The following is a 25,701-nucleotide window of genomic DNA, read 5'->3' on the forward strand; positions in this document are numbered from 1 at the left end:
ATGGCTTGCCTGTTCCTGCCCGACGATTGCGGTGCTCGCCTCACGGCCGAGACGCGTGCGTACTGGCTGCCGCGCGAGGGCGAGGCAGGCTGTATGACGCTGGCAGAGATTTCAGAGCAAGCACCGCCGACGCTGACGCTGATACTGCCGGTGGAGCGCTGTAGCTGTTTTGCCGTCAATCTGCCGACCCGGAAGGCCCGCTGGGTCGCCCAGGCGCTTGCCTATGCGGTGGAAGAGCTGCTGGCGGAAAACGTCGATGAGCTGCACCTGACCCACGGCGATGAGCTGGAAGATGGACGCGTGCGGGTTATCGCCATCAACCGTCAGTTGCTGGCCGACTGGCTGGAGGATTTGCAGGCGCTGGGCCTGAATGTCGTCGCCATCCATGTGGATGCCGATCTGCTGCCGCGCGAAGGTAGCCAGGTGCTGTTCATCGGCAACCGTGCGCTGCTGGGCGGCAGCGCCGAGGCGCGGCTGGTGTTCGAAAGCGAGCGCTGGGTGGAACTGGCGCCTCACTGTGCAGCCCCGCGACATGGTCACGGCACCCTGGAGGTGGCTCCCGGGCAGCTGGAAACCTACCAGCAGCTGGACGATCCCTATGGCTTTCTCGCCGTTGGCCGGCCATGGGCGCTGAACCTTGCACAGGGCGAATTCGCGGTGCGCAGCGGCACCAGTGGGCTGGCGCAATGGAAGCCGGTAGCCGCGGTGCTGGTCTTGGTGCTGGTGGTGCAGCTGTTGTTCAACCTGATCCAGGCATGGTCGCTGGAGCGTCAGGGCGAACGCTATGCCGATGCCAGCCGCGCGCTCTATACCGAGCTGTTTCCCGAGGACCAGCGCATCGTCAATCTGCGGGCGCAGTTCGCCGCGCATATCGGCCAGAGTGCCGGCGACTCGGGGCAATTCATGCGCATGCTCGATGAGGTCGCGCTAGCCATCAGCGAGGGCATGCCGGTGACCATCGACCAGCTGGACTACAGCCAGAGCCGTGGCGATCTGGCCCTGCAGGTCCGGGCCAGTGACTTCGCCGCGCTGGAACAGCTGCGTCTGCGTCTGGCCAGGAGCGGGCAACCGGTCCAGATGGGCTCCGCCAGCCGTGACGGTGAGACGGTGAGCGCCCGTGTTGTCATGGGAGGTCAGGGATGAAAGCAGCACAACGCATACGTGCGCAGCTGATGCAGTCGCCACTGTGGGCACGCTGGCAAGCCTTGCAGCCACGAGAGCAACGCTCGCTGGCAGTGCTTGCGGCATTTGTTCTGGTGACGCTGCTCTATCTGCTGCTCTGGCAGCCGGCGCAGCAGCGGGTAAGCGAGGCCAAGGCCTATTTCCAGCAGGAGCGCGAGCTGTACGCCTATCTGGAGCAGAACACCGAGTTGGCCCGGCAGATGTCCGGTAGCAGCCCGGTGATTCTGGCGTCTGAAGAGTTGCAGGGATTGGTGACCGCTACGGCACAGCAACATGGCCTGGTCATCGAGAGCTTCGACAGCAGTGGCGATGGCAGCTTGCAGTTGACGCTGCCGAATGTTTCCCATGCCGAGCTGCTGCGCTGGTTCGACGAGTTGCAGGCAGCCGGCGCAACGCTGGCTGAGGTCAGCTTGGGCCGGGCCGGGGAGGGCCGGGTCAACGCGCGGGCGAGCTTGCGAGCCGGGGCTGGCTGAACAGCGAAATCCGTGGGAGCGGGTCCGCGAGTGCAAGCCTCGCGGGCCCGCTCCCACGGCTGTCAGTGCGTCTGGCCGAATTGCTGCGCCAGAGCCCGTAGGGCGGCTTCGGCATCGATCACCCGGCCCACCACTTCGCTGGCTTTTTCGCGGGTCAGGCTGAGGCGGTCGAACAGCTCCTGAGGCACTTCCTCATAAGGCCCAGAGCCGATACCGCGATTGCGCAGCAGGCGTACCGCCAGGCAGACCAGGTTGGCGTGACCGGCATGCTCGCCCCGGTAATTCGGGTCGTGCTGGAAGCGCAGGGCCGTCGAAAGTTCCTCGGGCATGCCCCAGTAGCGCATCAGCCAGGCGCCGATCTGCTCGCGGGTGATGCCCAACAGATGCTGCTCGATCAGGCTGTGGTGCAGGTGCGGGTTGACCTCTAGATGCCGGCAGATCAGCGAAAAGTGCGGCGGGAACACATGCGCCAGCACCAGATAGCCGAAGTTGTGCAACAGGCCGGCCAGGTAGCTGATACCGGCTTCCGGGCGCTCGGTGCGTGGAATGGCGCGGTTCAGACCTTCGATTACCGCTGCGGTATAGATCGCCTGTTGCCAGTAAGGCGTCGCGTGCTGAGGGTGGTCCTTGGGCAGGTTCATGCTCTTGCCCAGGGCAAGGCCCAGAGCCAGGTTGATCACCAGATCGAAGCCCAGCACGCGGACTATGGCGTCCTCTACCGAGCGGATCCTGCCGGGCGCCGCGTAGTACGGCGAAGCCGCCCAGCTGACCACCTGTGCCGCCAGCGCCGGGTCGGTTTCCACCACGCCGGTGATGTCGTCCACCGTGGCATCGGGGTTGACCCTCAGCTTGATGATCTTCTGGGCCGTCTGCGCCAAGGGTGGAATCGCGATGGTTTCCTCCAGACGCTGCTGGATCCGGCGTGCGGTGAAGCTCTGCACCGCCTGGGTGATTTCGGCGCGGTCGTCGTGGGGGCGGTCGAGGTTGGGGCGGATGCCGCTCAAGGGAACGCTGAAGTGACCGGCGCTGGCCTTGCTCAGCAGGGTCTTGAAGTCCTTGCTGGTCATCGCCAACAGCAACCCCGGCTGGCCGCTTTCAAGCAACAGCTCAGGTTGCTGCAACAGGCAATCCTGATACAGGCAGGGCGAACTGGTCAGCGGCGGCAGGCCTGGCAACTGCTGTAGCTCGTGTCGCGCCAGCATGCGTTCCAGACGCTCGGGCTTTACCGCCGACAGCTCACGCCCGGTCAGCTCCGTCAGGCGCGCCAGGTCCAGCAAGTGATCGCGGGGAAACAGCACCAGCAACGCACCGACAGCGTCATCGAGCAACACTGCCTGGACCCGCTGCGCCGGATTCAAATCTGGGTTATCGGTCAACGTCCGGTAACCCAGATCGAGGTCTTTCAGCAGCTTTTCGATCAGGAAAGGCAGAACGGGATTTGACCCGTCATCGACAGCAATGCTCATGTGCGGACCCCATAATCGATATCTGCCGCAGTATAGCGAAGCCGGCGGACAAGAAACCTGTCATGACAGACGGTCGCGTGCCGGCCGGTTTTAGAGTAGTTGTGGCCTCGGTTGTGTCGGGCCAGTTTGGCAGCTGAGGACATAGATATCGGTGGCAAGGCGTAGCGGGTATTAGACGAAGGCGAAATCCATCGCGAGGGTCGGTATTCGGCACGATCCCGACCTCGATCTTCCGCCCACAACGGCTAATCAGACCTGCCCGTATTGCTGCCCGTGACGCAGCCAGCGTTCCAGCAGCGGGCTGACGTGTTGGGGCCAGTGAGCCAGCAGTTCCTGGGCGGCGTCGCGTACGGACGGCAGCAGGTCGGCATCGCGCATCAGGTCCGCCACCTTGAATTGCAGCAGGCCGGTCTGGCGAGTGCCGAGCATCTCGCCAGGGCCGCGCAGTTCCAGGTCCTTTTCGGCGATGACGAAGCCGTCATTGGTGTCGCGCATGATCGCCAGGCGCTCGCGGCCGATCTGCGACAGCGGTGGGTGGTAGAGCAGCACGCAGTGGCTGGCGGCGCTGCCACGTCCGACCCGCCCGCGCAGCTGATGCAGCTGAGCCAGGCCCAGGCGTTCGGGGTTTTCGATGATCATCAGGCTGGCGTTGGGCACGTCCACACCGACTTCGATCACCGTGGTGGCGACCAGCAGTTGCAGCCTGCCCTCCTTGAATTCCTGCATCACCGCGGCCTTCTCGGCCGGTTTCATGCGGCCATGGATCAGGCCGACATTGAGCCCGCCGAGGGCGGCCGAAAGATCCTCGAAGGTGGTTTCGGCGGCCTGGCAGGTGAGTTCTTCCGATTCTTCGATCAGGGTGCAGACCCAATAGGCCTGGCGTCCTTCGCTGCAGGCGGCACGCACCCGCTCGATCACTTCCAGGCGGCGACTGTCGGCAATGACCAGAGTGTTGACCGGCGTGCGGCCGGGCGGCAGCTCGTCGAGGATCGAGGTGTCGAGGTCGGCGTAGGCGCTCATGGCCAGGGTCCGCGGGATCGGCGTGGCGGTCATGATCAGCTGGTGCGGGCAAAGCCGGCCGTCGATGCCTTTCTGCCGGAGCGCGAGTCGCTGTTGGACGCCGAAGCGGTGCTGCTCGTCGATGATCACCAGGGCCAGGCGACTGAACTGCACCTCATCCTGAAACAGCGCATGGGTGCCCACCACCATCGGGCAACCTGCGGCAATTTTTTCCAGAGCTGCGGTGCGCGCCTTGCCCTTGAGCTTGCCGGCCAGCCAGGCGACTTCGATGCCCAAAGGTTCGAGCCATTTGCAGAAGGTGATGAAGTGCTGCTCGGCGAGAATCTCGGTGGGCGCCATCAGCGCCACCTGATAGCCGGCTTCCAGCGCCTGTAATGCGGCCAGGGCGGCCACCACCGTCTTGCCGGCGCCAACGTCGCCTTGCACCAGGCGCAGCATGGGCTCGGGCTGGGACAGGTCATAGGCGATCTCGGCGCCGACCCGCTGCTGCGCGCCGGTGGGCTGGAAGCCGAGATTCTGCAGATAGCGCTGCGGCAGGCTGCGGGCCACCGGCAGCTGCGGCGCCTGCTGGGCGCGCACGCTCTCACGCAGGCGCTGCAGCGACAGCTGATGGGTCAGCAGTTCCTCGAAGGCCAGGCGATGCTGCGCCCAGTGGCGGCCTTCGGCGAGTTCTTCCAGGTCGGCATCCGGCGGCGGTCGATGCAGGTAGCGGATCGCCTGGTCCAGTGCGGCGAGGCGGTAGTCGCGGGCCAGCTCCGGCGGCAGCCAGTCCGGCAGGCTGTGCGGGCCAAGGCGAGCCAGTGCCTGTTCGCTGAGGTTGCGCAGGCGTTGCTGGGTCAGGCCTTCGGTGGTCGGGTAGATGGGCGTCAGGGTCTGCTCGACAGGGGCCGGATCGCCAGTCAGGGCGCGGTATTCGGGATGGTAGATTTCCAGGCCCGAGGCGCCGGGGCGGGCTTCGCCGTAGCAGCGCAGCTGGGTGCCGCGCTTCATGGCTTCCTTCTGCGCGTTGCTGAAGTGATAGAAGCGCAGGCTGAGGGTGCCGCTGCCGTCCTGCAGGCGCACCAGCAGGCTGCGTCGGCGACCCATGACGACATCGGCGCCGGCCACGACGCCTTCGATCACCGCATCCTGGCCTGGACGCAGCGAACCGATCGGTACCACGCGGGTGCGATCCTGGTAGCGCAACGGCAGGTGGAAGAGGATGTCTTGCAGGGTTTCCAGGCCGACCTTCGCAAGCTTTTCGGCCAGCGCTGCACCGACGCCCTTGAGCGCCGTGACCGGAACTACAGCCAGCTCGCTCACCTGTTCAGTCTTTCGCAACCGGGGGTTTGCCCACCGAACACAGACGGATGGAGTCGGCCAGGACCTCGATGGCCTTGGGTCGCGGGAAGCTGGCGCGCCAGGCGATGGCCACGGTGCGGAACGGCACCGGCGGCGTCAGCGGGCGGATATCCAGCACGCCGGAGGAATAATGATGACTCTCTACTGCCGACAGCGGCAGGATCGACACGCCGAGGCCCGAGGCGACCATGTGGCGGATGGTTTCCAGCGACGAGGATTCGACCGTGGTGTGGCTCGGTGCCTCGCCCTTGCGCGTGGTCGGGCAGGCTTCCAGCACCTGATCACGGAAGCAGTGGCCTTCGCCGAGCAGCAGCAGGCTTTTGTCATTGAGCATGCTGGAGTCGATGGTTTCCTTCTTCGACCACGGGTGGTTGGCCGGCATCAGCACATAGAAGGGCTCGTCGTAGAGCGGTTTGGTCAGTACGTCGGCTTCCTGGAAGGGCAGTGCGATGATGATCGCGTCCAGCTCGCCGGTGCGCAGCTTGTCGCGCAACACATGGGTGAAGTTCTCTTCGATATACAGCGGCATGTCCGGCGCCACGCGGTGCAGCTGCGGAATCAGGTGCGGGAACATATAGGGGCCGACGGTATAGATGGCACCGACCTTGAGCGGTGCGGCCAGCTGGTTCTTGCCCGCCTGGGCCAGCTCGCGAATGCTCTGTGCCTGCTCCAGGACCTTCTGCGCCTGGGTGACGATTCCTTCGCCTACCGGCGTCAGGCGAACTGCGCTCTTGGTGCGCTCGAAAATCAGTACACCCAGCTCGTCCTCGAGCTTCTTTACGCCGACCGACAGAGTCGGCTGGCTGACATGGCAACGCTCGGCAGCGCGGCCAAAATGCTGTTCCTGTGCAAGGGTCACGATATAGCGCAGTTCGGTCAGTGTCATAGCGAGTATCCATCGGAGTGCCCGTTAGCATAGCCTTTGCTTGTTATTGAACCAACTGGCAGCAGATCCTAAGTTCTACGCGCACGAAAACCTGGCGGCGTACACTGTTTCAGGCGAAACCCCTGTTGATGGAGCAACCCTGATGAATACGCGTCCTTCGGTAATGATCGCCGGCTGCGGCGATGTAGGCAGCCGTCTCGGGCTGTTGTTGAGTCGGGTCGGCTGGACGGTCTATGGCTTGCGCCGCGAGGCGGCAGGATTGCCGGTACCGATCCTGCCGGTAGCGGGTGATCTGCTCTCTACCCAATGCCCCCGCAGTTGGCCAAATGGCCAGCTGGGCTATCTGGTCTATGCCGCGTCCGCCAGTCAGCATGATGAAACCGGCTATCGCCAGGCCTATATAGAGGGACTGCGCAATATGTTGGGTTGGCTGCAGCAGCGCGGCCAAGCTCCGAAGCGTCTGCTGTTTCTGTCCAGTACCGGCGTATATGGCCAGAACCAGGGGGAGTGGATCGACGAACGCTCGCCAACCGAACCCACCGGCTTCACCGGCCAGATGATGCTGGAGGCCGAGCAGCAGGCGCTGAACAGTGGCCTGCCGACTACCCTGGTGCGCCTGGCCGGTCTTTACGATCCGTCGCGGCCTTGGCTGCAGAATCAGATACGCGCCGGGCTGCGTGTCGACCGCGAGCCGCCGCAGTACAGCAACCGCATCCACCGCGACGATGCCGCCGGCTTGCTGGCGGTTCTGCTGCAGGCGGATTTGCGTGGCACGCCGCTGGAAGACTGCTATCTGGGCGTGGACGACGACCCGGCACCGTTGCACGAGGTGGTCGACTGGCTGCGCGAGCGACTGGGCGTGACACAGTGGGCCGAGCAGACCATGACCCGCCGCGCCGGCAGCAAGCGCTGCAGCAACGCCCGCGCCAGAGCCTTGGGCTGGGCGCCACGCTATCCCAGCTATCGCGATGGCTATGACTCGGTGGGGCAGCGCAAGAGCTGAGCCCATGCAGCCCGTCGGTAATTGGGCACTCTGGCGGGGCGCTGGTTACTAAAAACTAGCGCCGACCGGCAGAGGAGCAGCGAGCAAAGGGACAACACCAGGCGGCGAATCCACCCGACCAGGAGATCCCTTATGAGAGCGCTTCGCTGGCATGGCAAGCACGATATCCGCTGCGACAACCACGTCCCCGACCCCACCATCGAAGACCCGCGCGACGCCATCATCAAGGTCAGTTCCTGTGCCATCTGCGGCTCGGATCTGCATTTGTACGACGGCTTTATGCCGGGCATGAAACACGGCGACATCATGGGCCACGAGTTCATGGGCGAGGTGATGGAGGTCGGCTCGGCGAACAAGAAGCTCAAGGTCGGCGACCGCGTGGTGGTGCCCTTCACCATCGTCTGCGGTGAGTGCGACCAGTGCCGGCGTGGCAATTTTTCGGTATGCGAGCGCACCAATCGCAACAAGGATATCGCGGCGAAGATGTTCGGCCACACCACGGCCGGCCTGTTCGGCTACAGCCATCTCACCGGTGGCTATGCCGGCGGCCAGGCCGAATATGTGCGCGTGCCCTATGCCGATGTCGGCCCGGTGGTGATTCCCAACGGCCTGACCGACGAGCAAGTGCTGTTTCTCGGCGACATCCTGCCGACCGGTTGGCAGGCCGCGGCGCAGTGCGATATCCAGCCGACCGACACCGTGGCGGTATGGGGCGCAGGCCCTGTCGGCCAGTTCGCCGTGCGCAGCGCGATCATGATGGGCGCCGAGCAGGTGATCTGTATCGATAACGTGCCGGAGCGCCTATCCATGGCCCGTGCGGGCGGCGCCATCACCATCAATTTTGACGACGAGAGCGTACTCGAACGCCTTGGCGAACTGACCCGCGGCAAGGGACCGGAGAAGTGCATCGATTCGGTGGGCATGGAGGCCCATGCCTCGCGCTCCATCGACTCCATGTACGACCGCGCCAAGCAGGCAATGATGCTGGAGACGGATCGTCCGCATGTGCTGCGCGAGATGATCTACGTCTGCCGTCCGGCCGGAATCATTTCAATTCCGGGCGTTTACGGCGGGCTGATCGACAAGATTCCTTTTGGCGCCGCGATGAACAAGGGCCTCACGTTCCGTATGGGCCAGACCCACGTCAATCGCTGGACGGATGACCTGCTCAAACGCATTCAGGAAGGGCAAATCGATCCAAGCTTCGTCATTACCCACAGCGTCAGCCTTGAGCAGGGGCCGGAGATGTACAAAACGTTCCGCGACAAGCATGACGGTTGTATCAAAGTGATTCTCAAACCCTAACGGCAGCCCCTGTGAAAACTACTGCGCTCGGTCAGGCTGCGTTAAAAACAGGCTCAAAATGCTCATTTACAGCTCGTAATCTCCGCTTTGTTGCCTGTTTTGACTCGCTGCGTTCGCCCTTCGGGCCAGCCTTCGGCTGTACTCCAGCTGGTCGTTGCGCCTTTCCTGACCTTCGCTCGCTACGTTTTCTCAAGGTCTGTGAGTGACGATTCCCACGTATCACCGCCTACCGAGCGAGGAAAATTTCATGAGCATTCCACGTCAAGTTACTCGTACCAATCACTCGGCCCGCTCGGTGGCTCGCGGCCTTGGCTGGTTCAGCATCGGCCTGGGCGTCGTGCAGTTGCTGGCGCCGCGGCAGGTGTCGCGATTTATCGGGATTCAGGGCAGCGAAGCCATGATCCGCGCCTGCGGCGTGCGGGAGATCGTTACCGGGGTCGGCATTCTTATGGCCGACAACCCCAAGCCCTGGATTTATGGCCGTGTCGGTGGCGATGCGCTGGATCTGGCCTGCCTCGGCTGGAGCGTTGAGCATGGCCGCGAGCCGGTGAACGCGGCGATTGCCTTGGGCGCGGTGGCTGGCGTCACGGCCGTCGATATCGGTTGCGCCAAAGCGCTGGAAGCCGAGCAAGTACCCACTACTGAATGGGATTACAGCGACCGCAGCGGCTTTCCCAAGGGATCTGCGCAAGTGCGGGGCATCGTCGAGGCCGAGTTCGCCGCCGCCCGCGCCGAGCCCAACGGGTATTCACCCCAATTGCATTAGCGGGGAACCGACCTCAGTGGCCACATCGCTGCAACAGTGAAAGCCTCGGCGCGAAGCTTTCCGGCATTTGCCAGGACAGAGAAACCTGGTGGACGTGATCGCCGGTTTTTTTGCTAAGGTGGGCGGCCGTTTCGGTCGCTCACGCTTCCCCCGGTGCGCGGCGTCGCTTATGCCAGCAGTTGAGATTCCATGTCCTCGGTCATCAACGTCGTCCTGCCCGTCTTTGCGCTGATCTTTCTTGGCTATCTCTGTCGTCGTACTGGGCGTATGGGACCGGCGGGCGCATCAGAGCTCAATCGCTTCGTCGTCTGGCTGGGATTGCCGGCGTTGCTGTTCAAGATCACTGCCACTTCCACCTGGTCCGAGGTCTGGCAGCCGGGCTTTATCGCCGCCTTTTCCATCGGTTGCCTCGGCGTATTTTCTTTCACTCTGTTCTACCGCCTGCTGCAAAAGCAGCCGCTGGTGGACGCCAGCCTCGATGCGCTTGGCGCTTCCTATGCCAACACCGGCTATGTCGGGTTTCCGCTGTGCCTGCTGATTCTCGGTGATGCGGCCCTGCAGCCGGCGCTGGTGGCCACGCTGGTGGTGGTCTGCGTGCTGTTCGCCCTTGCTTTGGCCTGTGTCGAGACGGGGCTGCACGCTGGTCAGGATTTCGGCAAGACGCTGGCCAAGGTCAGCCGCGCGCTGGCCGGGAACCCGCTGGTGCTTGCGCCGGTGCTGGGTGCCCTGTGGGCGGTCGGCGGGCTTGAGCTGCCGAGCGGGATCAAGACCTTGCTTGATCTGCTCGGCGCTGCGGCAGCACCCTGTGCGCTGGTGTCGCTCGGGCTGTTTCTCGCCCAGCCGCAGCCCAGCGGCCCGGTGCGCGGGGTATGGCCGCTGGTGTTGCTGAAGCTGATCGTGCAGCCGGCGCTGACCTGGTATTTCGCCGCGCTGGTATTCGAGCTGGAGCCGCTATGGGTCTACTCCGCGCTGCTGCTGAGCGCGCTGCCCACAGGCACCGGCCCGTATATGCTGGCCGAGTTCTACGGGCGTGAGGGTTCGCGGGTGTCGAGGGTGGTGTTGCTTTCGACCCTGGGGTCGCTGATTACGTTGTCGGTCTGCCTGTATTTGATGCCGGTGTAGGCATTGGCACGCGTGGAAAACGCTTCGCGGTTTTCCACCCTACGCTGGCGATGTAGGGTGGATAACGCCGAAGGCTTATCCACGCGGCAGGCAAGTCAGCACCCAAGCCGCGTCACTTCCAGCACCACAGCCGCGATGCGGTCGCAGCGGGTGTAGGCGCCTTCAAGCAGCTCTTCGCCGAACACGTCCGGGTCCACTTCCCGATAGCGCCACTGCAGTTCGCGGCCTTCCAAGCGCTGCTCGACTTCGCGGCGGAACGGGTCCTGGTTGTTCACCATCGCCACGCCGGTGTAGAGCAGCAGGCTGCCGCAGGGGGCCAGGCGGGTGATTGCGCTTTCCAGAATGGCCAGCGACAGCCCGGCGCCCAATGGGCCGCCGCCATGACGGTAGGCACGTTCGCTCGGATCGATCAGGTACGGTGGGTTGGCCAGGATCAGATCGAATTCGCCCGGTACATTCTTGAGCAGGTCGCTATGCTGGGCGTGCAGGTTTTCCGCTTCGGCCAGGGCGGCGTTGACGCGGGTAAGGCGCAAGGCGGCAGGATTGATGTCCACTGCCAGTACCTCGGCTTGCGGCCTGGCCAGCGCCGTGAGTATCGCCCCGGCGCCTGAGCCGCAGCCGATATCCACGGCGCGGGTGATGGTGCCTGGGTGACAGTTCAGGTGCGCCTGCAAGGCACTGGCGAAGCGATAGGTGTCGGGGCCGAAGAACACCGCATCCGCTGCCTCCGTGGGAAAGGCCGAGTGAATGAACAGCTGCCCATCCAGGCTCGACAGCCTTACCCGACTGCGCCAGCGTGAACCGCAGCTTTCCAGTACCGCGGCTTGCTCCATCAGGCTGAAGAGCGATGGCGGCAGCAACTCGCGCTGAAAGGGGCGGCTCCAGCCGAACACGTCTTGCAGGTTGTCGGCCAGCGCATTTTCCGGCCGCTGGTTGACCCTGGCATGGGTCAGCGGAGTGGGGGTGATGAAATGGTAGCCGCGCTCGCGCAGTGACTGCGCCAAGTGCAGCAGTGCCTTGTCCTGGGCCTGTTCAGAGGTCATGAAGTTCCCTGGCGTAGATCGCCTTCAGTTGAAGAGTCCGTTGAACAGCCGCGTGGCGTGCAGGCCGGCATTGCTGTGATGCCGCGCTGGTGACAGCAATGGCAGCAAATGGCGCATGCGTGCCGCGCGGTTGGGAAGCTGCGCCAGTTGCTGTAGCAGCAGGCGCGCTTCCTGATCGAAGTCGTTGTCCGCAGGACCTGCCGGTTTTTCGCGTGCCTGCTCGGTCTGCCGACGCTGGGCGAGCCGCAGGTTCGGTTTGCCGCGTGTCGTCTGTTGTTCGGCGAGCCAGTCTCCCGCGATCCAGTCATGGATCAGCTGCTGCTCATGCTCACTGAACACGCCGAACATCGGTGCCTGCTCGCCGGTGATCAACTGCCAGAAACGGCTGGCTTGCGGGTCCTGGTTGCGCTTGATCCAGCCGCGCTGCTGCATCACTTCCAGGAACTGGCCGATCAGTTCCGGCGCGGCCAGCCACTGGTTTACCGTGCGGCCCTCGAAGCGGCAGTAGTCGGAATGCACGAATTGCCCTACGGCGGCCTTCTTTTCGAAAACACGCTGCACTTCCTGCTCGATATCGAAACCGCCGATTACCGACAGGGTGCTGGCACCCAGCTCGTTGAGCCGATAACCGTTGGCGACCCGGCGATAGAACTCGGCGCTGTCGCCCACCTGGGGCCAGGCGTCCAGAAGGCTCTGCACGGCTTTCTTCGCGTGCCCGTTGTCGGCGTTATCGACGGTGACGTGGAGGGTGAAATAGTAGGGGTCGATGCCCAGCTCGGTCAGCTCGTAGGAGGTGATCAGCAGGTGCAGTGGCAGTTGCTCGTAACCGAGGTTGAAGCCAATGACTTCGGGCAGAAACTGCTCGGCAGCCTCGGCCAGGGCCAGCTGGATCGCGCCCTGCACGAAGTGCTCATCGTCCAGGCTCTGCCAGTCGTCACAACCCTGGCTGGCCAGCAGTTTGCGGTAAAGCACCACGTGATTCTTTTCCGGCAGGCCTTCGCCCAGTTCCTCCAGATAGGTCTGGATCAAGCCCTGAAAGCGCGGTTCATCCCAGCGCTGCAGCAGCCCGTAAAGCCAGGCGCCGTCGACCAGCTTGGTCGGCGCCACGCCGCGCAGAAAATGCAGCGCATGGGCCTTGCTGGAGAAGTAGCGGCGCGGCGCACCGGCACGGCGGCTGTCCAGATAGGCTTGGTACTGCAGGCCGATCTTCTCGGTGTGGCCGGTCAGCCACTCGCCGAGCCCAGCCGGATCTTCGGGAAGGTCGCAGGGCAAGCCCGCAGCTGCCTCCAATTGGCTGCTCAGATACTCCACTGCGCTGCGACGCGCGGCATCGCGGTCCGGCTCTTCGAGCAGGGTGAAATATAGATCCCTCGACGCGGTTGGCTCCATGAGCGAAACAGGTCGAACGTCGGCTGGAAGACTTCTGGTCAATTGCATAATTCGTACACGCGGCAGTGGGAAAGCCCCAGTACGGATATTGGCCGCCTGTCGTACGGATAAGTTCAGGTGGCCCGCTGAATGGACACTGCAACTTCTCCGTAAGCCAGCCTTCCTAAACAGGAGGGGCACGCCGTGCCCGCATCTTGAATGGGAGGCCGCATGAACAAGCAAGATTCCGCCAAAGAAACCCACGAGGAGCGTCCTGAACGTCGGCGTGGCCCGAGCCAGGGCGAAGCTGCCGGTGGTGACCGCCACGATGTGCCCGGTGGGGCCTATAACGTGCCGTCCGGTATGGCCGACGAAGTCAGCGAGGAGGATGCGCAGCGGGACCGCCAGCGCGGCAAGCAGTCCCCCGAGCGATAGCGGGCTTATCGGCTTAACCCATGGGGAAATCCGGTCGTCTTGTACCAGGGAACTCTGCCCGTGCGCCTGAGCGGAACCGCGCTCTGCGTGTGGGCGGCCATTTCTCTAGCCAGAGGTACGGATATGCGCCAACACAGCCGCCTGACGTCCCGCAATCTGGGGCGAATCGAAGTGACCGAGGCCGGCAGCGAAACGCCCCTTGGGCATGTCACGGACCTGTCGATCGGCGGCCTGGGGCTGCTCGTCAGCCAGCCGCTGAACGAAGGGACCAGCTACTCGCTTTGCCTGCACGTGCCCGACCACCGGGACATTCTTTACCAGGTACCGGTAGAGGTAACCTGCCGCTGGGTGCGCCGCGGCCGGCGACGTGACACCTACGAAGTCGGCTTTTCCCTGGACCAGCCGAGCCAGGCCTTCAACGACCTGGTCGCGCAACTGCTGCCCAGACGGCGCTGAGCCATAGCCCGAGCTGGACATCGCGCTCGGCCCGCAGCGCCGAATTGCGTTAGCCCAGAGTGCCGAGGATGTTGACTCCGACCCGGTCGGGAATCTCGTTCTGCGACAGCACGTGCAGGCCCGGACTGAACACCCGGGCGTAGCGCGCCAGCAGCGGGCGCAACTGCGGCATCACGGTGAGGATCGGTGGGTGGCCGTCCTTGCGCAGCTTTTCCTTCACCACCGGCATGCTGTTCTGCAGCTGGTTGAGCAAGCTGGGTTCCACCGGGATGTTGTCCAGGCTGACCTGACCGGCCTGCTGGGCGATGGCCAGAGCGTTAAGCAGCGTATTTTCCAGCGCGTTTTCCAGCACGAACACCGCCAGCTCACGACGATCGCCGGCGATCATCGAGACGATGCTGCGGCGCAGGGCGAAACGCACGTCGGCGGCCAGCAGCACCGGGTCCTTGGTGGTCTCGCTGCATTCCAGCAGGGTGCTGGCGATGGTTTCGATATCTCGCAGCGGTACCTCTTCCTGCAGCAACTGGCGGTATACGCGCATCTGCTGGGTGTAGGTCAGCGCGCCCTTGAGGCTGTCGGCCAGCTTCGGTGCCTGCACCGTCAGGCGCTGCATCAGATGCTCGACGTCATCGTGCTTGAACAGGTCCGGCAGATGCTCGCGCACCACCTTGTTCAGGTGCGTGGCGACCACGCTGGCGCAATCGATGACCTGGTAACCCAGGTTCAGCGCGCGCGACTTGTCCTGCGGCTGGATCCAAACCACCTGCATGCGATAGGCCGGATCGGTGCCGAGAATGCCGTCGATCTCGCCATACAGCTCTGGCGAAGGGATGGCCATCAGGCGGTCGGCGTGCAACTCGGCGCCGTCGATCTTCTCGCCGTTGATGTAGATGTCGTACTGCGAAGGCTTCAACCGCAGGCTGTCGCGGATCTGCACCTCCGGCAGCAGAAAGCCCAGGTGTTCGGACAAGGTCTGACGCACTCCACGTACCCGCGCCGGCAGCGGCGCACCGGAAGCTTCGTTGACCAGCCCGACCAGCTTGTAGCCCAGGGAGATCGACAGGCGCTCGACCAGCGGAATGTCTTCCCAGGCCAGGCTCTGCGCGCGCTCCTTGTCCATGGCCTGGCCGATGGCCTGGATTTCCTTGAGGTCTGCGCCGTCCGCGGGCGGCTCGTGCAGCGAGACTCGCCAGCCGATAAAGCCCATCAGTGCGGCGAAGCCGATAAAGGCCAGGTGCGGCATGCCCGGTACCAGGCCGATAACGAAAAGGATGCCGGCCACGGTGTACAGCGAAGACGGCTTGGCCAGCATCTGCCGCTGAACCTGGCTGGTGATGTCGCTGGATTCGTTGTTCCGGGTGATGATGATCGCCGCTGCGGTAGCCAGCAGCAGCGCCGGAATCTGTGCCACCAGGCCGTCGCCGATGGTGAGCAGGGCGTACTGCTTGAAGGATTCGGCCGCACCCAGGTCATGGACGAACACACCGATGGCGAAACCGCCGAACAGGTTGATCAGCAGGATCAGGATGCCGGCGATGGCATCGCCTCGAACGAACTTCGATGCACCGTCCATGGCGCCGTAGAAATCGGCTTCCTTGGCCACTTCCTGGCGCCGGTTCTTGGCTTCTTCGTTGGTCAACAGGCCGGCGTTGAGGTCGGCGTCGATGGCCATCTGCTTGCCCGGCAGGGCGTCCAGGGTGAAGCGCGCGGTGACTTCCGAGATGCGCTCGCCGCCCTTGGTGATGACGATGAAGTTGACGATCATCAGGATCACGAACACCACCAGACCGACAATAAAGTTGCCGCCGATCACCACCTCGCCGAAGGCTTCGATCACCTTGCCCGCGGCGCCCGTACCGGTATGACCCTCCAGCAGCACCACCCGCGTCGACGCCACGTTCAGGCATAGACGCAGCAGCGTGGTGATCAGGATCACTGTGGGGAACAGCGAGAAGTCCAGCGGCCTGCGTGCCGACACGCTGACCAGCAGTACCAGGATCGCCATGGAGATATTGAAGGTGAACAGCACGTCCAGCAGCTGCGGTGGCAGCGGCAGGATGATCATTGCCAGGATCGACAGAATGACCAGCGGAATCCCTATCCGCCCGCTGCTGAAGGTGGGCGTCAGTTTCTGAATCAGGTTCATGCTCGGGCTCGGTTGAACAGTTCTTCGGGAATGTGGATATCGCTCGGCAGCCTGGGCTGGGCGCGGCGGCCCTGCCTCCAGGCCTTGAGCTGCAGGACGTAGGTCAGCACGTGGGCCACCGCGGTGTAGAGTGGTGCGGGAATCTGCTGGTTGACCTGGGTGCTGAAGTAGATGGCGCGGGCCAGTGGTGGCAGCTCGACCACCTCCAGCCCCTTGGCCTGGGCCAGCTTGCGCATGTACAGGGCGGTTTCATCAACGCCGCGGGCGATGACGAAAGGCGTCTCGGCCTTCTTCGGATCGTATTTCAGGGCCACCGCGTAGTGCGTCGGGTTGACGATCACCACGTCGGCATCCTTGATCACTCGGCTGATCTGGCGCTGGGACAACTGGCGCTGCAGCTGCTTGATGCGCGCCTTCACCTCGGGGCGGCCTTCCTGGTTCTTGTGCTCTTCCTTGCGCTCCTGCTTGGTCATGCGCATTTTTTTCAGGAAGAAGAAGCGCTGCAGCGGGATATCGATCAGCGAGAACAGCACGAACACCAACAGCAGCGTGATGGCCAGGTTGAAGGTCAGCGAGAAGGCGCTGCCGATGGCGTTGGTGATGTCGGTGCGCTGCAGCGCGATCAGTTGCGGTGCGGCGTAGTACAGCTGGCCGACGGCCACGCCCAGCAGCGCGGCGATCTTCAGCAGCGACTTGAGCAGCTCGGTCCAGTTCTGCGCGCCGACCATCCGCCCGAGGCCGGTGATCGGGTTGAGCTTGCTCAGCTTCGGCGCAAAGTTCTTCGAGGCGAACACCCAGCCGCCCGGCACCAGGGCGAAGGCGACCACGCACACCGAGGTGATCAGCAATGGCAGCAGCACGCTGATGAACACCACCAGGTTGTGGGTCAGGATCAGCTTCAGATCGTCGAGGCCCATCTCGGTTTGGTGAAAGTTGATGTACGAGTAGCTGAACGACTGCTGGATGCCGTCGAAGAACCAGCCGATGGTGAACTTGAGCACCAGCAGCGTCGCCAGCAGCGAGACCGTGGTGGCGACGTCCTTGGAGCGGGTGACCTGGCCATCGTCACGGCTCTTCTTGAGCTTCTGTTCGGAGGCTTCTTCTGTTTTGTCCTGACTGCTGTTCTGCTCAGACATCGCGGCCGCTCCGCAGGATTTCGCCGATGTTGCCCAGCAGCTCGCGGGTCAGGTGCAGATAGGCTTCCGAAAGGTTCGGCAGGGTCAGGTAGATCAGCGTCAGGCCGGCGATGATCGCCATGGGAAAGCCCAGGGAGAACAGGTTCATCGCCGGTGAAATGCGGTTGAGCAGGCCAAAGCAGAACTGCACCAGGGTCATGCAGAAGACGATGGGCAGGGCGATCAGCAGCGCGGCGGAAATCACCCAGCTCAGCGACCAGGCGATGGTCTGCAGACCATCGAAATGGATGCCGCTGCCGATCGGCCAGTAGACGAAGCTCTGGTAGAGGATGGTGACCGTCACCAGATGGCCGTCGGTGGCGAAGAACAGCAGCGCCAGCAGGATGAAGTACACCTGATAGACGATGGACGACGAGGACACGCCGTTCATGGGGTCGTTGAACACCGCCATGGCCAGGCCCAGCTGGGTCGAGACGATATCGCCGATCAGCGCGAACGCGGTGAACACCAGGGATAGCGCCACGCCCAGCAACAGACCCATGGCGATCTGCTCGATGGTGGTGAGAATGCCCTTGAGCGACAGCGGATCGAGCACCGGCGCGGCCGGCAGAGAGGCGGTTAGCACCACCGTCAGCGCCATGGCCAACAGTACCCGCACACGCACGCTGAATGACTTGTGGCTGAACAGCGGCGCCAGGGCGAACACGGCCATGATCCGGCAGAAGGGCCACCAGTAGGCGAGCAGCGATTGCAGGTACTGACCGGCCTGCATGATGGGTTCGTTGCCCATGGCTCAGCCAACCATCCGCCCGGCCTGGCGGAAGGTTTCGATGAACAGATCGCTCAGGGTGCGCAGGATCCAGTGCCCGGCGAACATCAGCATGCCCAGGGTGATCAGCAGACGCGGGAGGAAGCTGAGCATCTGTTCGTTGATCTGGGTGGCGGCCTGGAAAATGCTGATCAGCAGGCCGCCGAGCAGGCTCGGCACCACCAGCACGCAGACCACCAGGACGATGACGTGGATGGCGTTGGAGATGAAATGGACGGCGGCGTCGGGGGTTAGCATTGGGGCACCTGGCAGGTGAGTGCGTGCCCGCCGCTGAACGTCACGGCGTGCTTCTGCTGTCGTAGGAGCGAGCTTGCTCGCGAAGCTTTTCGGCTTCGGGCTTCGTGGTTATGGCTCGTTATCGGGATTGGCTGAAGCATTGGTTTCGCCCTGCTGGGCGAGTCCCTTTTGGCAGTCGCCGGATGGCCGGCCCCGCCCAAATGAACCAAAAAGTCTTGCCCCTGCATCCGGGTCTCGCTGCGCTCGACTTCCCTCACTCCATCCGCGTTCCGGGGGGCGGCGTACAAGGGCCATCCATGGCCCTTTACGCCTCTCGCGGCATCCATGCCGCTCGCTCCCCTCCACACGGACTCCGTTCGGCATTCTGAAAGGGGCGGTTTGGTGGCGTCTGCGGGGCCGTGCAGCAAAGCATTTGTGTGGATAAGACGTAGGGTGGGTAACGCGAAGCTTACCCACCGATCTTGCCGAGCAAGGTTCGATGGCCGCGTTGACTGCGGTGGAAAATGCTTCGCAGTTTTCCACCCTACGTAAACGGAAACAGGTGACGCGCCGGTAAAAGTGCAATCTGAAGGCCGTGCCAGCAAAGCTTCGCGAGCAAGCTCGCTCCTACAGGTGGGGCGCATGGCTATCGCTTCCATCCCCGCCACCTAAAACGGCTGAATACTGGTAGTCAGCGTGCCCATCAACAGCACCCAGCCATCCACCAGGACAAACACCATCAGCTTGAAGGGCAGCGAAATCATCATCGGCGACAGCATCATCATGCCCATCGCCATCAGCACGCTGGCCACCACCAGGTCGATCACCAGGAAGGGAACGAAGATCATGAAGCCCAGCTGGAAGGCCGTCTTCAGCTCGCTAAGGACGAACGCCGGCAGCAGCAGGGAGAAGTCCAGCTCTTCCAGTTTCTCCGGGATTTCCTCGCCGGCCAGGGCCACCATGGTTTCCAGCGAGGTCTTGTTGGTCTGCGCCAGCATGAAGCCCGAGAGGCTGGTTTTGCTGAGGTCCAACGCCTGTTCCAGGCTGATTTCGTCGTTCTGGAAGGGTTCGAACGCGGTGTCGTGAATCTCCTGCCACACCGGGCGCATCACCAGCAGCGTGATGATCAGCGCGATGCCGATCAGCACCTGATTCGGCGGGCTCTGCTGCAGGCCGATGGCCTGGCGCAGGATGGCCAGGACGATGATGAAGCGGGTGAAGCAGGTCATCATCATCAACATCGCCGGCAGGAAGCCGAGCAATGTCATCAGGATCAGGATCTGCAGCTTGACGCTGAATTCCTGGCCGTTCTCGGTATCGTTCAAATTGAACAGGGTGATCTCGCCGCCCGCGGCCTGGGTCATCAGGGGGAACAGACTGGCCAGCAACAGGCACAGCAGCGCCAGGCCGCGACTCAGTTTCATTGAGTCAGCGCGTCCAGGCTGGTGCCCGACAGTTCAACGATGCGCAGGCCGTAATTGCCATTCATCACCACCACTTCGGCCTTGCCGAAGTGGGTGCCGTTGACTTTAACGTCCAGCGGCTCGCCGGCCAGTTTATCGAGCACGATGACGCTGCTGGTGTCGCACTCCATCAGCTCTTTCAGCGAGATTTCCGCCGAGGCCACTTCCAGGGTGACGTTCACCGGGATCTTGCCGAAGAAGCTCATGTCCTGGCGGGGCGAAGGTAGCTGCGGCACGGGCTCTGCGGCTGGCTGCTCGGCCTCCAGGCTCAGCTCGCCTTCATTGATAAGGTTCTCGAATTCGTTGTCGGACAGTTGGCCGGTCATTGGGATTGCACGCTTTCAAGTGAAGTGAGGAACAGGGCGCCGTCTTCTTCGAAGACTGTGCCCCGGAAGAGCTTCTGCTGGTTGATGCGCACCTCGTAGCGGTCCAGTGGGCGCACCATGAGAATGTCATTGAGCTGCAGGCCGAGCACTTGCGACAGCGGCAACTGCACCGAGGCGACCACGCAATCCAGGCGCACCGGCAGGTGCTTGATATGGTCGAGCGGGTTGCCGTTCAGGCGCTCGGGCGGCGGCCCGGCCAGATGGCTGGTGAGCTCATCGACCAGTTCGGTATCCAGATGGATGAAGATCGAAGAGCGGCTTTCAGTGAGGTGGCTGATGTATTCGAACTCGGCCACGTATTCCCAGCTGGTCTCTTCGTAATCGTTTTCGTAGCGCTCCAGCTCGCCAAAGGTGTCACCGGCCAACAGTGCGCGAGCGAATATATAAGTCAGGTCCAGACCCAGGCGATTACGCATCCGCTGTTCGGACGTGCTTATTGGCGGAGTGTCCTGACTGGGCACTATGGTGCCACCGTAATAGCACTCGAGTGCTTCGGTAAGCAGCGCGCGGTCAATGGAGAAACCAACTTTGCCCATGGGCGAGCGGTATATACAGTCGGGCGTCTTGTTGGTCGCTTCCTGTACCTCGACCTTGCACAGTTCCAGGCTGATTCGGTAGTTGCGCAAAAAGTAATCCGCCATCAAGCGCGGATTCTTGTTGGTAGTTTCCTTAATGAACTGAGGAATCTTGTGGTGATGGCGCCCAAGTTTCTGCGGCTTCAGAACAGTCAGGCTTTTGGCAGGCACGCCATGGTGGACTTTTGAATTGCCAGACATGTTTGAACGGAGTGTCCTGGTTCTTGCGCGTCCGGAAAAACCCGAGGCGCTGAATAAAAGCGGAATTCAGTTTGGCCAGGGCGATATGACGACTGCGAAGACGCAGGCACGGCTCTAGCGTGCCGCCAGTCTAGGCATGGGCGCGAGCGGACATTAAATCAAGAGATATCAAATGATCTCTTTTGAGACCCTCTGAAAGTTACTGATTTATTTTAAGAGGAACTGATTGGGCAGTTCTGAGACGGGGTTGGTAGCGTGCGCGCAGTTTTCGGGTAGGCAGTCCTTGTGGCTCGTAGAGTTCCGGCCAGTTAGACAGGCAGAGCGACGGAAGTTCCCGAGAAATTAAATTATTTTTGCGAAATCCGGCGTGGCGCTTTCGCCAAGAGCAGGGAGCGTCGACGGCAAGGTGGTCACATGAACAGTTTCACAAATGCGATGGACTATTCATACGAAGAGCGATTCGCTCAGATGCCGGCGCCAAAGAAAATTCTCATGGTCGGGAACAAGGCCGAAGCCTGCGGCGAACTTCTTCGCGCCGGCCTGCGTAAAGAAGGTTGTGATGTCTTCGCTTATGCAGGCTTCGATGAGCTGGATAAGACTGCGCTGAAAGATGCGGCGCTGGTCTTTGTATTGATTGCCGGTATTCCAGATCAGGACCTATATAAACAGGTTGGCGCACTGATACGACGTGCAAGCACCATTACCGTAATCCCGGTGGTGCAGTACGCGGACCAGGAAAAGGCCGCGACCCTGCTTGAGCTGGGATGCGTCGACTATCTCTTGTCGCCGTTCAGCGAGAGCCAGCTCAGCGCCCTGTTGCGTCGCCAGGAATATGCCAATGCCGCGCAGGAAAGTTTCGTCTCCTGCTCCCAGGGCGGTCGCCGCCTGCTGGCGATGGCCCAGCGTGTATCGCTGACCCGCGCACCAATTCTGATCACCGGCGAAACGGGCACCGGCAAGGAGCTGATGGCTCGCTACATCCATCGCTTTTCGGCCGACGCCGATGCGCCTTTTATTGCGGTGAACTGCGCGGCGATTCCCGAGCAGATGCTTGAGTCGATCCTGTTCGGCCATGAAAAGGGCGCCTTCACCGGAGCGGTTACGGCGCAGCCGGGCAAGTTCGAGCTGGCCAATGGCGGCACCTTGCTGCTCGACGAAATCGGCGAACTGCCCCTGGCACTGCAGGCCAAGCTGCTGCGCGTGCTGCAGGAGCAGCGCGTCGAGCGCCTCGGCGGGCGCAGGGAGATCAGGCTCAACGTTCGCATCATCGCCGCCACCAACCGCGACCTGCAGCTGGAAGTGGCCGAAGGGCGCTTCCGCTCCGACCTGATGTTCCGCCTCGACGTGCTGCCGCTGCACATCATCCCGCTGCGCGAGCGCAAGGAAGACGTGTTGCCTCTGGCCCGGCGCTTTATCGCCAAGTACGCACCGCAGGACGCAGACCAGGATCTGCTCACCGCCGAAGCCTGCCGCGCGCTGTTGCAACACGATTGGCCGGGCAACGCCCGCGAGCTGGAAAACACCGTACAGCGTGCCCTGGTGATGCGTAACGGGCTGTTTATCCAGCCTCAGGATCTCGGGCTGGCCGTCGCGCCGATGGCCGAACAGCCGCAGGAGAAGCCCGCAGCGCTGCTGGCTGAAGGTGGCAAGGCCGCCTTGCGCGCCAGCGGCAAGTGGGCCGAGTACCAGCATGTGATCGACACCATTCGCAAGTTCGACGGGCACAAGACCAAGGCTGCCGCCAGCCTGGGCATGACCTCGCGCGCGTTGCGCTACCGCCTCAATGCCATGCGCGAGCAGGGCATCGAGCTGAATTTCTGAACATCGAAGGAAACCACCAATGAGTTCAATCACGCAGGTGCAGCAGGACATGCTGGGCCGGATGCAGCAGCTCGCGGAGGTCGCCGGGAGCCCGGCGATCCAGCCGGCGCGCCAGGCAGCGCCCGACGCCGGAGGCTTGTTCATGGCCGCCATGCGCTCGGTGGACGCCCAGCAGCATCAGGCCAGTGCCTCCATGGCTGCAGTCGACAGCGGCAAGAGCGATGACCTGGTCGGCGCGATGCTCGACAGCCAGAAAGCCAGCGTGTCGTTTTCCGCGCTGCTGCAGGTGCGCAACAAACTGACCACGGCGTTCGACGACGTCATGAGAATGCCGCTTTGATCCGGCGTGAGAGCTAAAACGTGCTGCAGAAACTAAAAAGCAAGCTGCCCGCCGGTGGCCTTCAACTCGACCCGCGGGTGACCCTCGCCGGCATGGCGGTGATCGCTGCCGCGCTGGCCGTGGCCGTGGTCTTCTATCTCTGGCGCGACGGCGCGTCCTATCGCCCCTTGCACGGTGCGGGTGAGGCCTTCCCTGCCGCCGAAGTGATGCAGGTGCTCGACGCTGAGGGCGTTCGCTACCGCGTTCATCCGCAGAGTGGCCAGATCCTGGTGGAAGAGAGCCAGCTATCGAAAACCCGCATGCTGCTTGCCGCCAAGGGCGTGAAAGTGGCGCTGCCGGCCGGCTACGAGCTGTTCGACAAGGAAGAGCCCCTGGGCACCAGCCAGTTCGTCCAGGACGTGCGCTTAAAGCGCAGCCTGGAAGGCGAACTGGCGCGCACCGTGATGTCGCTCAAGGGCGTGCAGCACGCGCGGGTGCATCTGGCGCAGGAGGAGAACAGCTCCTTCGTGATCAGCAAGCGCTCACCGAGCAAGGCGTCGGTGATGCTGCAGCTGGAACCGGGTTACCGGCTGGCGACCGAGCAGGTCGCCGCCATCGTCAATCTGGTTTCCGGCAGCGTGCCCAACCTCAAGCCCGAAGATGTCGGCGTGGTCGATCAGTACGGCGCGTTGCTCTCGCGTGGCCTGAATGTCGGCGGTGGTCCGGCGCAGAACTGGCAGGCCGTCGAGGACTACCAGAGCAAGGCCGTGGCCAATATCGAAGAAGTGCTGGCACCGGTGCTGGGCCGCGGCAATTACCGCATCAGCGTCGCGGCCGACATCGACTTCAGCCAGAAGGAAGAAACCTTCCAGTCGTTCGGTGACACGCCGCGTCTGCGCCGCGAAGTGCTGAGCAACGAAAGCGCGCTGGATCAGCTGGCCCTGGGTATTCCCGGTTCGCTGGCCAACCGCCCGGTGGCGCCGCCGGCCGAGGGTGAAGCGCAGCCGGAGGACACCGAGAACAAGGGCGCCACCTCCATCCGCGAGGAATCGACTCGCCAGCTGGACTACGACCAGAGCGTGGTCCATGTGAAGCACGCCGGCTTCGCCCTGCGCCAGCAGAGCGTGGCAGTGGTGCTGAACGCCGATGCCGCGCCCGAAGGTGGCTGGAGCGCCGAGGCTCGTGCCGAGCTGGAAGCCATGGTGAGCAGCGCCGTGGGCCTGAAGGAGGCACGGGGTGATCTGCTGACGCTTAGCGTGCTGCCCTTTGCCGCGGTGGACGCCAGCGCCGACCAGCTGCCCTGGTGGAGCGACAGCCAGGTACATGCGCTGGCCAAGCTGATCCTCGCCGGGGTGATTGCACTGCTGTTGCTGCTGATCGTGGTCCGTCCTGCCGTGCGCAATCTGACCCAGCGCGACGAGCCGGCGGAGCCCGAGGCGCTGGCGGCGCAAGGTGCACTGGCACCGGCCCGTATCGAAGCCGAGGCCCGTGCGGCATTGGCCGCGCCGCGGGCCAGCGCCGATGGCGTGCATATCTTCGGCGAGCTTAATCCGCTCTCGGAAATACGCCTGCCGGCCCCGGGCTCGGGCCTGGAATTGCAGATCGAGCATTTGCAAATGCTCGCCAAGAACGACCCGGAGCGCGTTTCGGAAGTCATCAAGCATTGGATAGGCCGCAATGAAAGAGACCTCAACTCAGCCAGCTGAGCCGACTACCGGCAAGGCAGCCAAGGCGCGCCCGTCGCAGTTGCGCTCGGTGAGCTCGCTGGAACAGGCGGCAATCCTCATGCTGAGCATGGGCGATGAAATTTCCGCGGGCATACTGCGCAACTTCTCCCGCGAAGAAATTATCAGCATCAGCCAGGCCATGGCGCGTCTGTCCAACGTCAAGCAGCCGATGGTTTCCGACGTGATCAGCCGCTTCTTTGACGACTACAAAGAGCAGAGCAGCATCAAGGGCGCGTCACGCACCTATCTGGCCGGCATGCTCGGCAAGGCGCTGGGCGGCGATATCACCCGCTCGCTGCTGGATTCCATCTACGGCGAGGAAATCCGCGCCAAGATGGCCAAGATGGAATGGCTCGATCCCAAGCAGTTCGCCGCGCTGATCGCCAAGGAGCACGCGCAGATGCAGGCGGTGTTCCTCGCCTTCCTGCCGCCGGGCATGGCCACCGACGTGCTCGAATGCATGCCGGTCGAACGTCAGGATGAATTGCTCTACCGCATCGCCAACCTCAATGAGGTCAACAGCGATGTGATCGCCGAACTGGAACAGCTGATCGACCGCAGCCTCAAGGTGCTCTCGAGCCAGGGCTCGCAGGTGCGCGGCGTGAAGCAGGCGGCGGACATCATGAACCGCTTCAAGGGCAACCGTGACCAGATGTTCGAGCTGCTGCGCGCGCACAACGAGGAGCTGGTGACCAAGATCGAGGATGAAATGTATGACTTCTTCATCCTTTCGCGGCAGAACCAGGACGTGCTGCAGACCCTGCTGGAAGTGATTCCGCTGGAAGAATGGGTGGTGGCGCTCAAGGGTGCCGAGCCGGAGCTGGTGCGCGCCATCCAGAGTGCGATGCCCAAGCGTCAGGCGCAGCAGATGGAGTCGATCAACCGACGCCAGGGGCCGGTGCCGCTGTCGCGGGTCGAGCAGGTGCGCAAGGACATCATGGCCGTGGTCCGTGAAATGTCTGCCGACGGCGACCTGCAGGTTCAGTTGTTCCGCGAACAGACGGTCGAGTAAGCGC

The 25,701-nt window shown here is 63.0% G+C and carries 24 protein-coding genes; 12 read left to right on the forward strand and 12 right to left on the reverse strand.

Features of this window, described 5'->3' with window-relative positions:
* The gene (gene gspL, locus BN1079_RS13000) at positions 1–1,143 is read left to right on the forward strand and encodes a type II secretion system protein GspL (RefSeq protein WP_037025000.1); all 1,143 of its coding nucleotides are present in this window, start codon (positions 1–3) and stop codon (positions 1,141–1,143) included.
* On the forward strand, positions 1,140–1,655 hold the full coding sequence (locus BN1079_RS13005; RefSeq protein WP_037025002.1) for a type II secretion system protein M: 516 nt from the start codon (positions 1,140–1,142) through the stop codon (positions 1,653–1,655). The genes gspL and BN1079_RS13005 overlap by 4 nt, the downstream gene beginning before the upstream one ends.
* Positions 1,656–1,717: 62 nt before the next feature.
* On the opposite strand, the gene BN1079_RS13010 is transcribed toward BN1079_RS13005, so the two are convergent.
* The 3 genes from BN1079_RS13010 to BN1079_RS13020 all read right to left on the reverse strand — a co-directional run bounded on the left by BN1079_RS13010 (position 1,718) and on the right by BN1079_RS13020 (position 6,368).
* The gene (locus tag BN1079_RS13010; protein WP_037025004.1) at positions 1,718–3,121 is read right to left on the reverse strand and encodes an HDOD domain-containing protein; all 1,404 of its coding nucleotides are present in this window, start codon (positions 3,119–3,121) and stop codon (positions 1,718–1,720) included.
* A 249-nt stretch (positions 3,122–3,370) separates the two neighbouring features.
* The gene (gene recG / locus BN1079_RS13015; RefSeq protein ID WP_037025008.1) at positions 3,371–5,443 is read right to left on the reverse strand and encodes an ATP-dependent DNA helicase RecG; all 2,073 of its coding nucleotides are present in this window, start codon (positions 5,441–5,443) and stop codon (positions 3,371–3,373) included.
* 4 nt (positions 5,444–5,447) lie between these two features.
* Positions 5,448–6,368 carry a hydrogen peroxide-inducible genes activator gene (locus BN1079_RS13020; RefSeq protein ID WP_037025013.1) on the reverse strand — a complete coding sequence of 307 codons (921 nt, stop codon included), beginning with the start codon at positions 6,366–6,368 and terminating at the stop codon, positions 5,448–5,450.
* Positions 6,369–6,510: 142 nt separating this feature from the next.
* Here BN1079_RS13020 and BN1079_RS13025 point away from each other — a divergent pair, with 142 nt between their 5' ends.
* The 4 genes from BN1079_RS13025 to BN1079_RS13040 all read left to right on the forward strand — a co-directional run bounded on the left by BN1079_RS13025 (position 6,511) and on the right by BN1079_RS13040 (position 10,564).
* The gene (locus BN1079_RS13025; RefSeq protein ID WP_037025018.1) at positions 6,511–7,371 is read left to right on the forward strand and encodes an NAD-dependent epimerase/dehydratase family protein; all 861 of its coding nucleotides are present in this window, start codon (positions 6,511–6,513) and stop codon (positions 7,369–7,371) included.
* A gap of 132 nt (positions 7,372–7,503) precedes the next feature.
* Positions 7,504–8,676 carry a zinc-dependent alcohol dehydrogenase gene (locus tag BN1079_RS13030; RefSeq protein ID WP_037025023.1) on the forward strand — a complete coding sequence of 391 codons (1,173 nt, stop codon included), beginning with the start codon at positions 7,504–7,506 and terminating at the stop codon, positions 8,674–8,676.
* 247 nt (positions 8,677–8,923) lie between these two features.
* A complete protein-coding gene (locus BN1079_RS13035) occupies positions 8,924–9,442 on the forward strand; it encodes a hypothetical protein (RefSeq protein WP_037025028.1) in 519 nt (172 codons plus the stop codon).
* A gap of 189 nt (positions 9,443–9,631) precedes the next feature.
* Positions 9,632–10,564 (forward strand): AEC family transporter, encoded by a 933-nt coding sequence (locus tag BN1079_RS13040; protein WP_037025033.1) that lies wholly within the window; start codon positions 9,632–9,634, stop codon positions 10,562–10,564.
* Positions 10,565–10,659: 95 nt separating this feature from the next.
* Here the strand turns inward: BN1079_RS13040 and BN1079_RS13045 are convergent, their stop codons facing one another.
* On the reverse strand, positions 10,660–11,607 hold the full coding sequence (locus BN1079_RS13045; RefSeq protein ID WP_037025037.1) for a methyltransferase: 948 nt from the start codon (positions 11,605–11,607) through the stop codon (positions 10,660–10,662).
* Between the two features lie 24 nt (positions 11,608–11,631).
* Positions 11,632–13,044: an iron-containing redox enzyme family protein gene (locus BN1079_RS13050; protein WP_037025039.1), complete on the reverse strand. Its 1,413-nt coding sequence runs from the start codon at positions 13,042–13,044 to the stop codon at positions 11,632–11,634.
* Between the two features lie 162 nt (positions 13,045–13,206).
* Here BN1079_RS13050 and BN1079_RS13055 point away from each other — a divergent pair, with 162 nt between their 5' ends.
* A complete protein-coding gene (locus BN1079_RS13055; protein WP_037026951.1) occupies positions 13,207–13,410 on the forward strand; it encodes a hypothetical protein in 204 nt (67 codons plus the stop codon).
* A gap of 123 nt (positions 13,411–13,533) precedes the next feature.
* Positions 13,534–13,866: a PilZ domain-containing protein gene (locus tag BN1079_RS13060; protein ID WP_037025040.1), complete on the forward strand. Its 333-nt coding sequence runs from the start codon at positions 13,534–13,536 to the stop codon at positions 13,864–13,866.
* Positions 13,867–13,915: 49 nt separating this feature from the next.
* Here the strand turns inward: BN1079_RS13060 and flhA are convergent, their stop codons facing one another.
* The 7 genes from flhA to BN1079_RS13100 form a co-directional block, all read right to left on the reverse strand.
* On the reverse strand, positions 13,916–16,012 hold the full coding sequence (gene flhA, locus BN1079_RS13065) for a flagellar biosynthesis protein FlhA (protein WP_037025041.1): 2,097 nt from the start codon (positions 16,010–16,012) through the stop codon (positions 13,916–13,918).
* Positions 16,009–17,148 (reverse strand): flagellar type III secretion system protein FlhB, encoded by a 1,140-nt coding sequence (flhB, locus tag BN1079_RS13070; protein WP_037025042.1) that lies wholly within the window; start codon positions 17,146–17,148, stop codon positions 16,009–16,011. The genes flhA and flhB overlap by 4 nt, the downstream gene beginning before the upstream one ends.
* On the reverse strand, positions 17,141–17,920 hold the full coding sequence (fliR, locus tag BN1079_RS13075; RefSeq protein ID WP_037026953.1) for a flagellar biosynthetic protein FliR: 780 nt from the start codon (positions 17,918–17,920) through the stop codon (positions 17,141–17,143). Before fliR ends, flhB begins: the two co-directional genes overlap by 8 nt.
* A gap of 21 nt (positions 17,921–17,941) precedes the next feature.
* On the reverse strand, positions 17,942–18,214 hold the full coding sequence (locus tag BN1079_RS13080) for a flagellar biosynthetic protein FliQ (RefSeq protein WP_037025044.1): 273 nt from the start codon (positions 18,212–18,214) through the stop codon (positions 17,942–17,944).
* A 647-nt stretch (positions 18,215–18,861) separates the two neighbouring features.
* Positions 18,862–19,617 carry a flagellar type III secretion system pore protein FliP gene (gene fliP, locus BN1079_RS13090; protein WP_037025054.1) on the reverse strand — a complete coding sequence of 252 codons (756 nt, stop codon included), beginning with the start codon at positions 19,615–19,617 and terminating at the stop codon, positions 18,862–18,864.
* On the reverse strand, positions 19,614–19,982 hold the full coding sequence (gene fliN, locus BN1079_RS13095) for a flagellar motor switch protein FliN (protein WP_037025059.1): 369 nt from the start codon (positions 19,980–19,982) through the stop codon (positions 19,614–19,616). Before fliN ends, fliP begins: the two co-directional genes overlap by 4 nt.
* Positions 19,979–20,818, reverse strand: a complete 840-nt coding sequence (locus BN1079_RS13100) for a FliM/FliN family flagellar motor switch protein (protein WP_037025066.1) — start codon at positions 20,816–20,818, stop codon at positions 19,979–19,981. Before BN1079_RS13100 ends, fliN begins: the two co-directional genes overlap by 4 nt.
* Before the next feature lie 414 nt (positions 20,819–21,232).
* Between BN1079_RS13100 and BN1079_RS13105 the strand changes: the two genes are divergently transcribed.
* Genes BN1079_RS13105 through BN1079_RS13120 form a run of 4 tightly spaced genes read left to right on the forward strand, consistent with a single transcriptional unit; the run spans position 21,233 to position 25,697 of the window.
* Positions 21,233–22,639 carry a sigma-54 dependent transcriptional regulator gene (locus tag BN1079_RS13105; protein WP_037025070.1) on the forward strand — a complete coding sequence of 469 codons (1,407 nt, stop codon included), beginning with the start codon at positions 21,233–21,235 and terminating at the stop codon, positions 22,637–22,639.
* Positions 22,640–22,658: 19 nt separating this feature from the next.
* Entirely contained in the window at positions 22,659–22,979 is a 321-nt protein-coding gene (locus BN1079_RS13110; protein WP_037025073.1) for a flagellar hook-basal body complex protein FliE, read from the forward strand.
* Between the two features lie 20 nt (positions 22,980–22,999).
* Positions 23,000–24,664, forward strand: coding sequence for a flagellar basal-body MS-ring/collar protein FliF (gene fliF / locus BN1079_RS13115; protein ID WP_037025075.1), 1,665 nt, complete (start codon positions 23,000–23,002; stop codon positions 24,662–24,664).
* Positions 24,636–25,697: a FliG C-terminal domain-containing protein gene (locus BN1079_RS13120; RefSeq protein WP_037025078.1), complete on the forward strand. Its 1,062-nt coding sequence runs from the start codon at positions 24,636–24,638 to the stop codon at positions 25,695–25,697. The genes fliF and BN1079_RS13120 overlap by 29 nt, the downstream gene beginning before the upstream one ends.
* The last annotated feature ends 4 nt before the right edge of the window (positions 25,698–25,701 follow it).

The sequence above is a fragment of the Pseudomonas saudiphocaensis genome (assembly GCF_000756775.1).
GTDB lineage: Bacteria > Pseudomonadota > Gammaproteobacteria > Pseudomonadales > Pseudomonadaceae > Stutzerimonas > Stutzerimonas saudiphocaensis.

What these genes read in the sequence shown, in the direction of transcription:
- BN1079_RS13110 (WP_037025073.1), top strand. Translation starts at nt 22,659, where the DNA reads ATGAGTTCAATCACGCAGGTGCAGCAGGACATGCTGGGCCGGATGCAG.
- gspL (WP_037025000.1), top strand. Translation starts at nt 1, where the DNA reads ATGGCTTGCCTGTTCCTGCCCGACGATTGCGGTGCTCGCCTCACGGCC.
- flhA (WP_037025041.1), bottom strand. Translation starts at nt 16,012, where the DNA reads ATGAACCTGATTCAGAAACTGACGCCCACCTTCAGCAGCGGGCGGATA.
- fliP (WP_037025054.1), bottom strand. Translation starts at nt 19,617, where the DNA reads ATGAAACTGAGTCGCGGCCTGGCGCTGCTGTGCCTGTTGCTGGCCAGT.
- BN1079_RS13120 (WP_037025078.1), top strand. Translation starts at nt 24,636, where the DNA reads ATGAAAGAGACCTCAACTCAGCCAGCTGAGCCGACTACCGGCAAGGCA.
- fliR (WP_037026953.1), bottom strand. Translation starts at nt 17,920, where the DNA reads ATGCAGGCCGGTCAGTACCTGCAATCGCTGCTCGCCTACTGGTGGCCC.
- BN1079_RS13060 (WP_037025040.1), top strand. Translation starts at nt 13,534, where the DNA reads ATGCGCCAACACAGCCGCCTGACGTCCCGCAATCTGGGGCGAATCGAA.
- flhB (WP_037025042.1), bottom strand. Translation starts at nt 17,148, where the DNA reads ATGTCTGAGCAGAACAGCAGTCAGGACAAAACAGAAGAAGCCTCCGAA.
- BN1079_RS13035 (WP_037025028.1), top strand. Translation starts at nt 8,924, where the DNA reads ATGAGCATTCCACGTCAAGTTACTCGTACCAATCACTCGGCCCGCTCG.
- BN1079_RS13080 (WP_037025044.1), bottom strand. Translation starts at nt 18,214, where the DNA reads ATGCTAACCCCCGACGCCGCCGTCCATTTCATCTCCAACGCCATCCAC.
- BN1079_RS13030 (WP_037025023.1), top strand. Translation starts at nt 7,504, where the DNA reads ATGAGAGCGCTTCGCTGGCATGGCAAGCACGATATCCGCTGCGACAAC.
- fliN (WP_037025059.1), bottom strand. Translation starts at nt 19,982, where the DNA reads ATGACCGGCCAACTGTCCGACAACGAATTCGAGAACCTTATCAATGAA.
- BN1079_RS13045 (WP_037025037.1), bottom strand. Translation starts at nt 11,607, where the DNA reads ATGACCTCTGAACAGGCCCAGGACAAGGCACTGCTGCACTTGGCGCAG.
- BN1079_RS13010 (WP_037025004.1), bottom strand. Translation starts at nt 3,121, where the DNA reads ATGAGCATTGCTGTCGATGACGGGTCAAATCCCGTTCTGCCTTTCCTG.
- BN1079_RS13005 (WP_037025002.1), top strand. Translation starts at nt 1,140, where the DNA reads ATGAAAGCAGCACAACGCATACGTGCGCAGCTGATGCAGTCGCCACTG.
- BN1079_RS13055 (WP_037026951.1), top strand. Translation starts at nt 13,207, where the DNA reads ATGAACAAGCAAGATTCCGCCAAAGAAACCCACGAGGAGCGTCCTGAA.
- BN1079_RS13100 (WP_037025066.1), bottom strand. Translation starts at nt 20,818, where the DNA reads ATGTCTGGCAATTCAAAAGTCCACCATGGCGTGCCTGCCAAAAGCCTG.
- BN1079_RS13040 (WP_037025033.1), top strand. Translation starts at nt 9,632, where the DNA reads ATGTCCTCGGTCATCAACGTCGTCCTGCCCGTCTTTGCGCTGATCTTT.
- BN1079_RS13050 (WP_037025039.1), bottom strand. Translation starts at nt 13,044, where the DNA reads ATGCAATTGACCAGAAGTCTTCCAGCCGACGTTCGACCTGTTTCGCTC.
- BN1079_RS13025 (WP_037025018.1), top strand. Translation starts at nt 6,511, where the DNA reads ATGAATACGCGTCCTTCGGTAATGATCGCCGGCTGCGGCGATGTAGGC.
- BN1079_RS13020 (WP_037025013.1), bottom strand. Translation starts at nt 6,368, where the DNA reads ATGACACTGACCGAACTGCGCTATATCGTGACCCTTGCACAGGAACAG.
- BN1079_RS13105 (WP_037025070.1), top strand. Translation starts at nt 21,233, where the DNA reads ATGAACAGTTTCACAAATGCGATGGACTATTCATACGAAGAGCGATTC.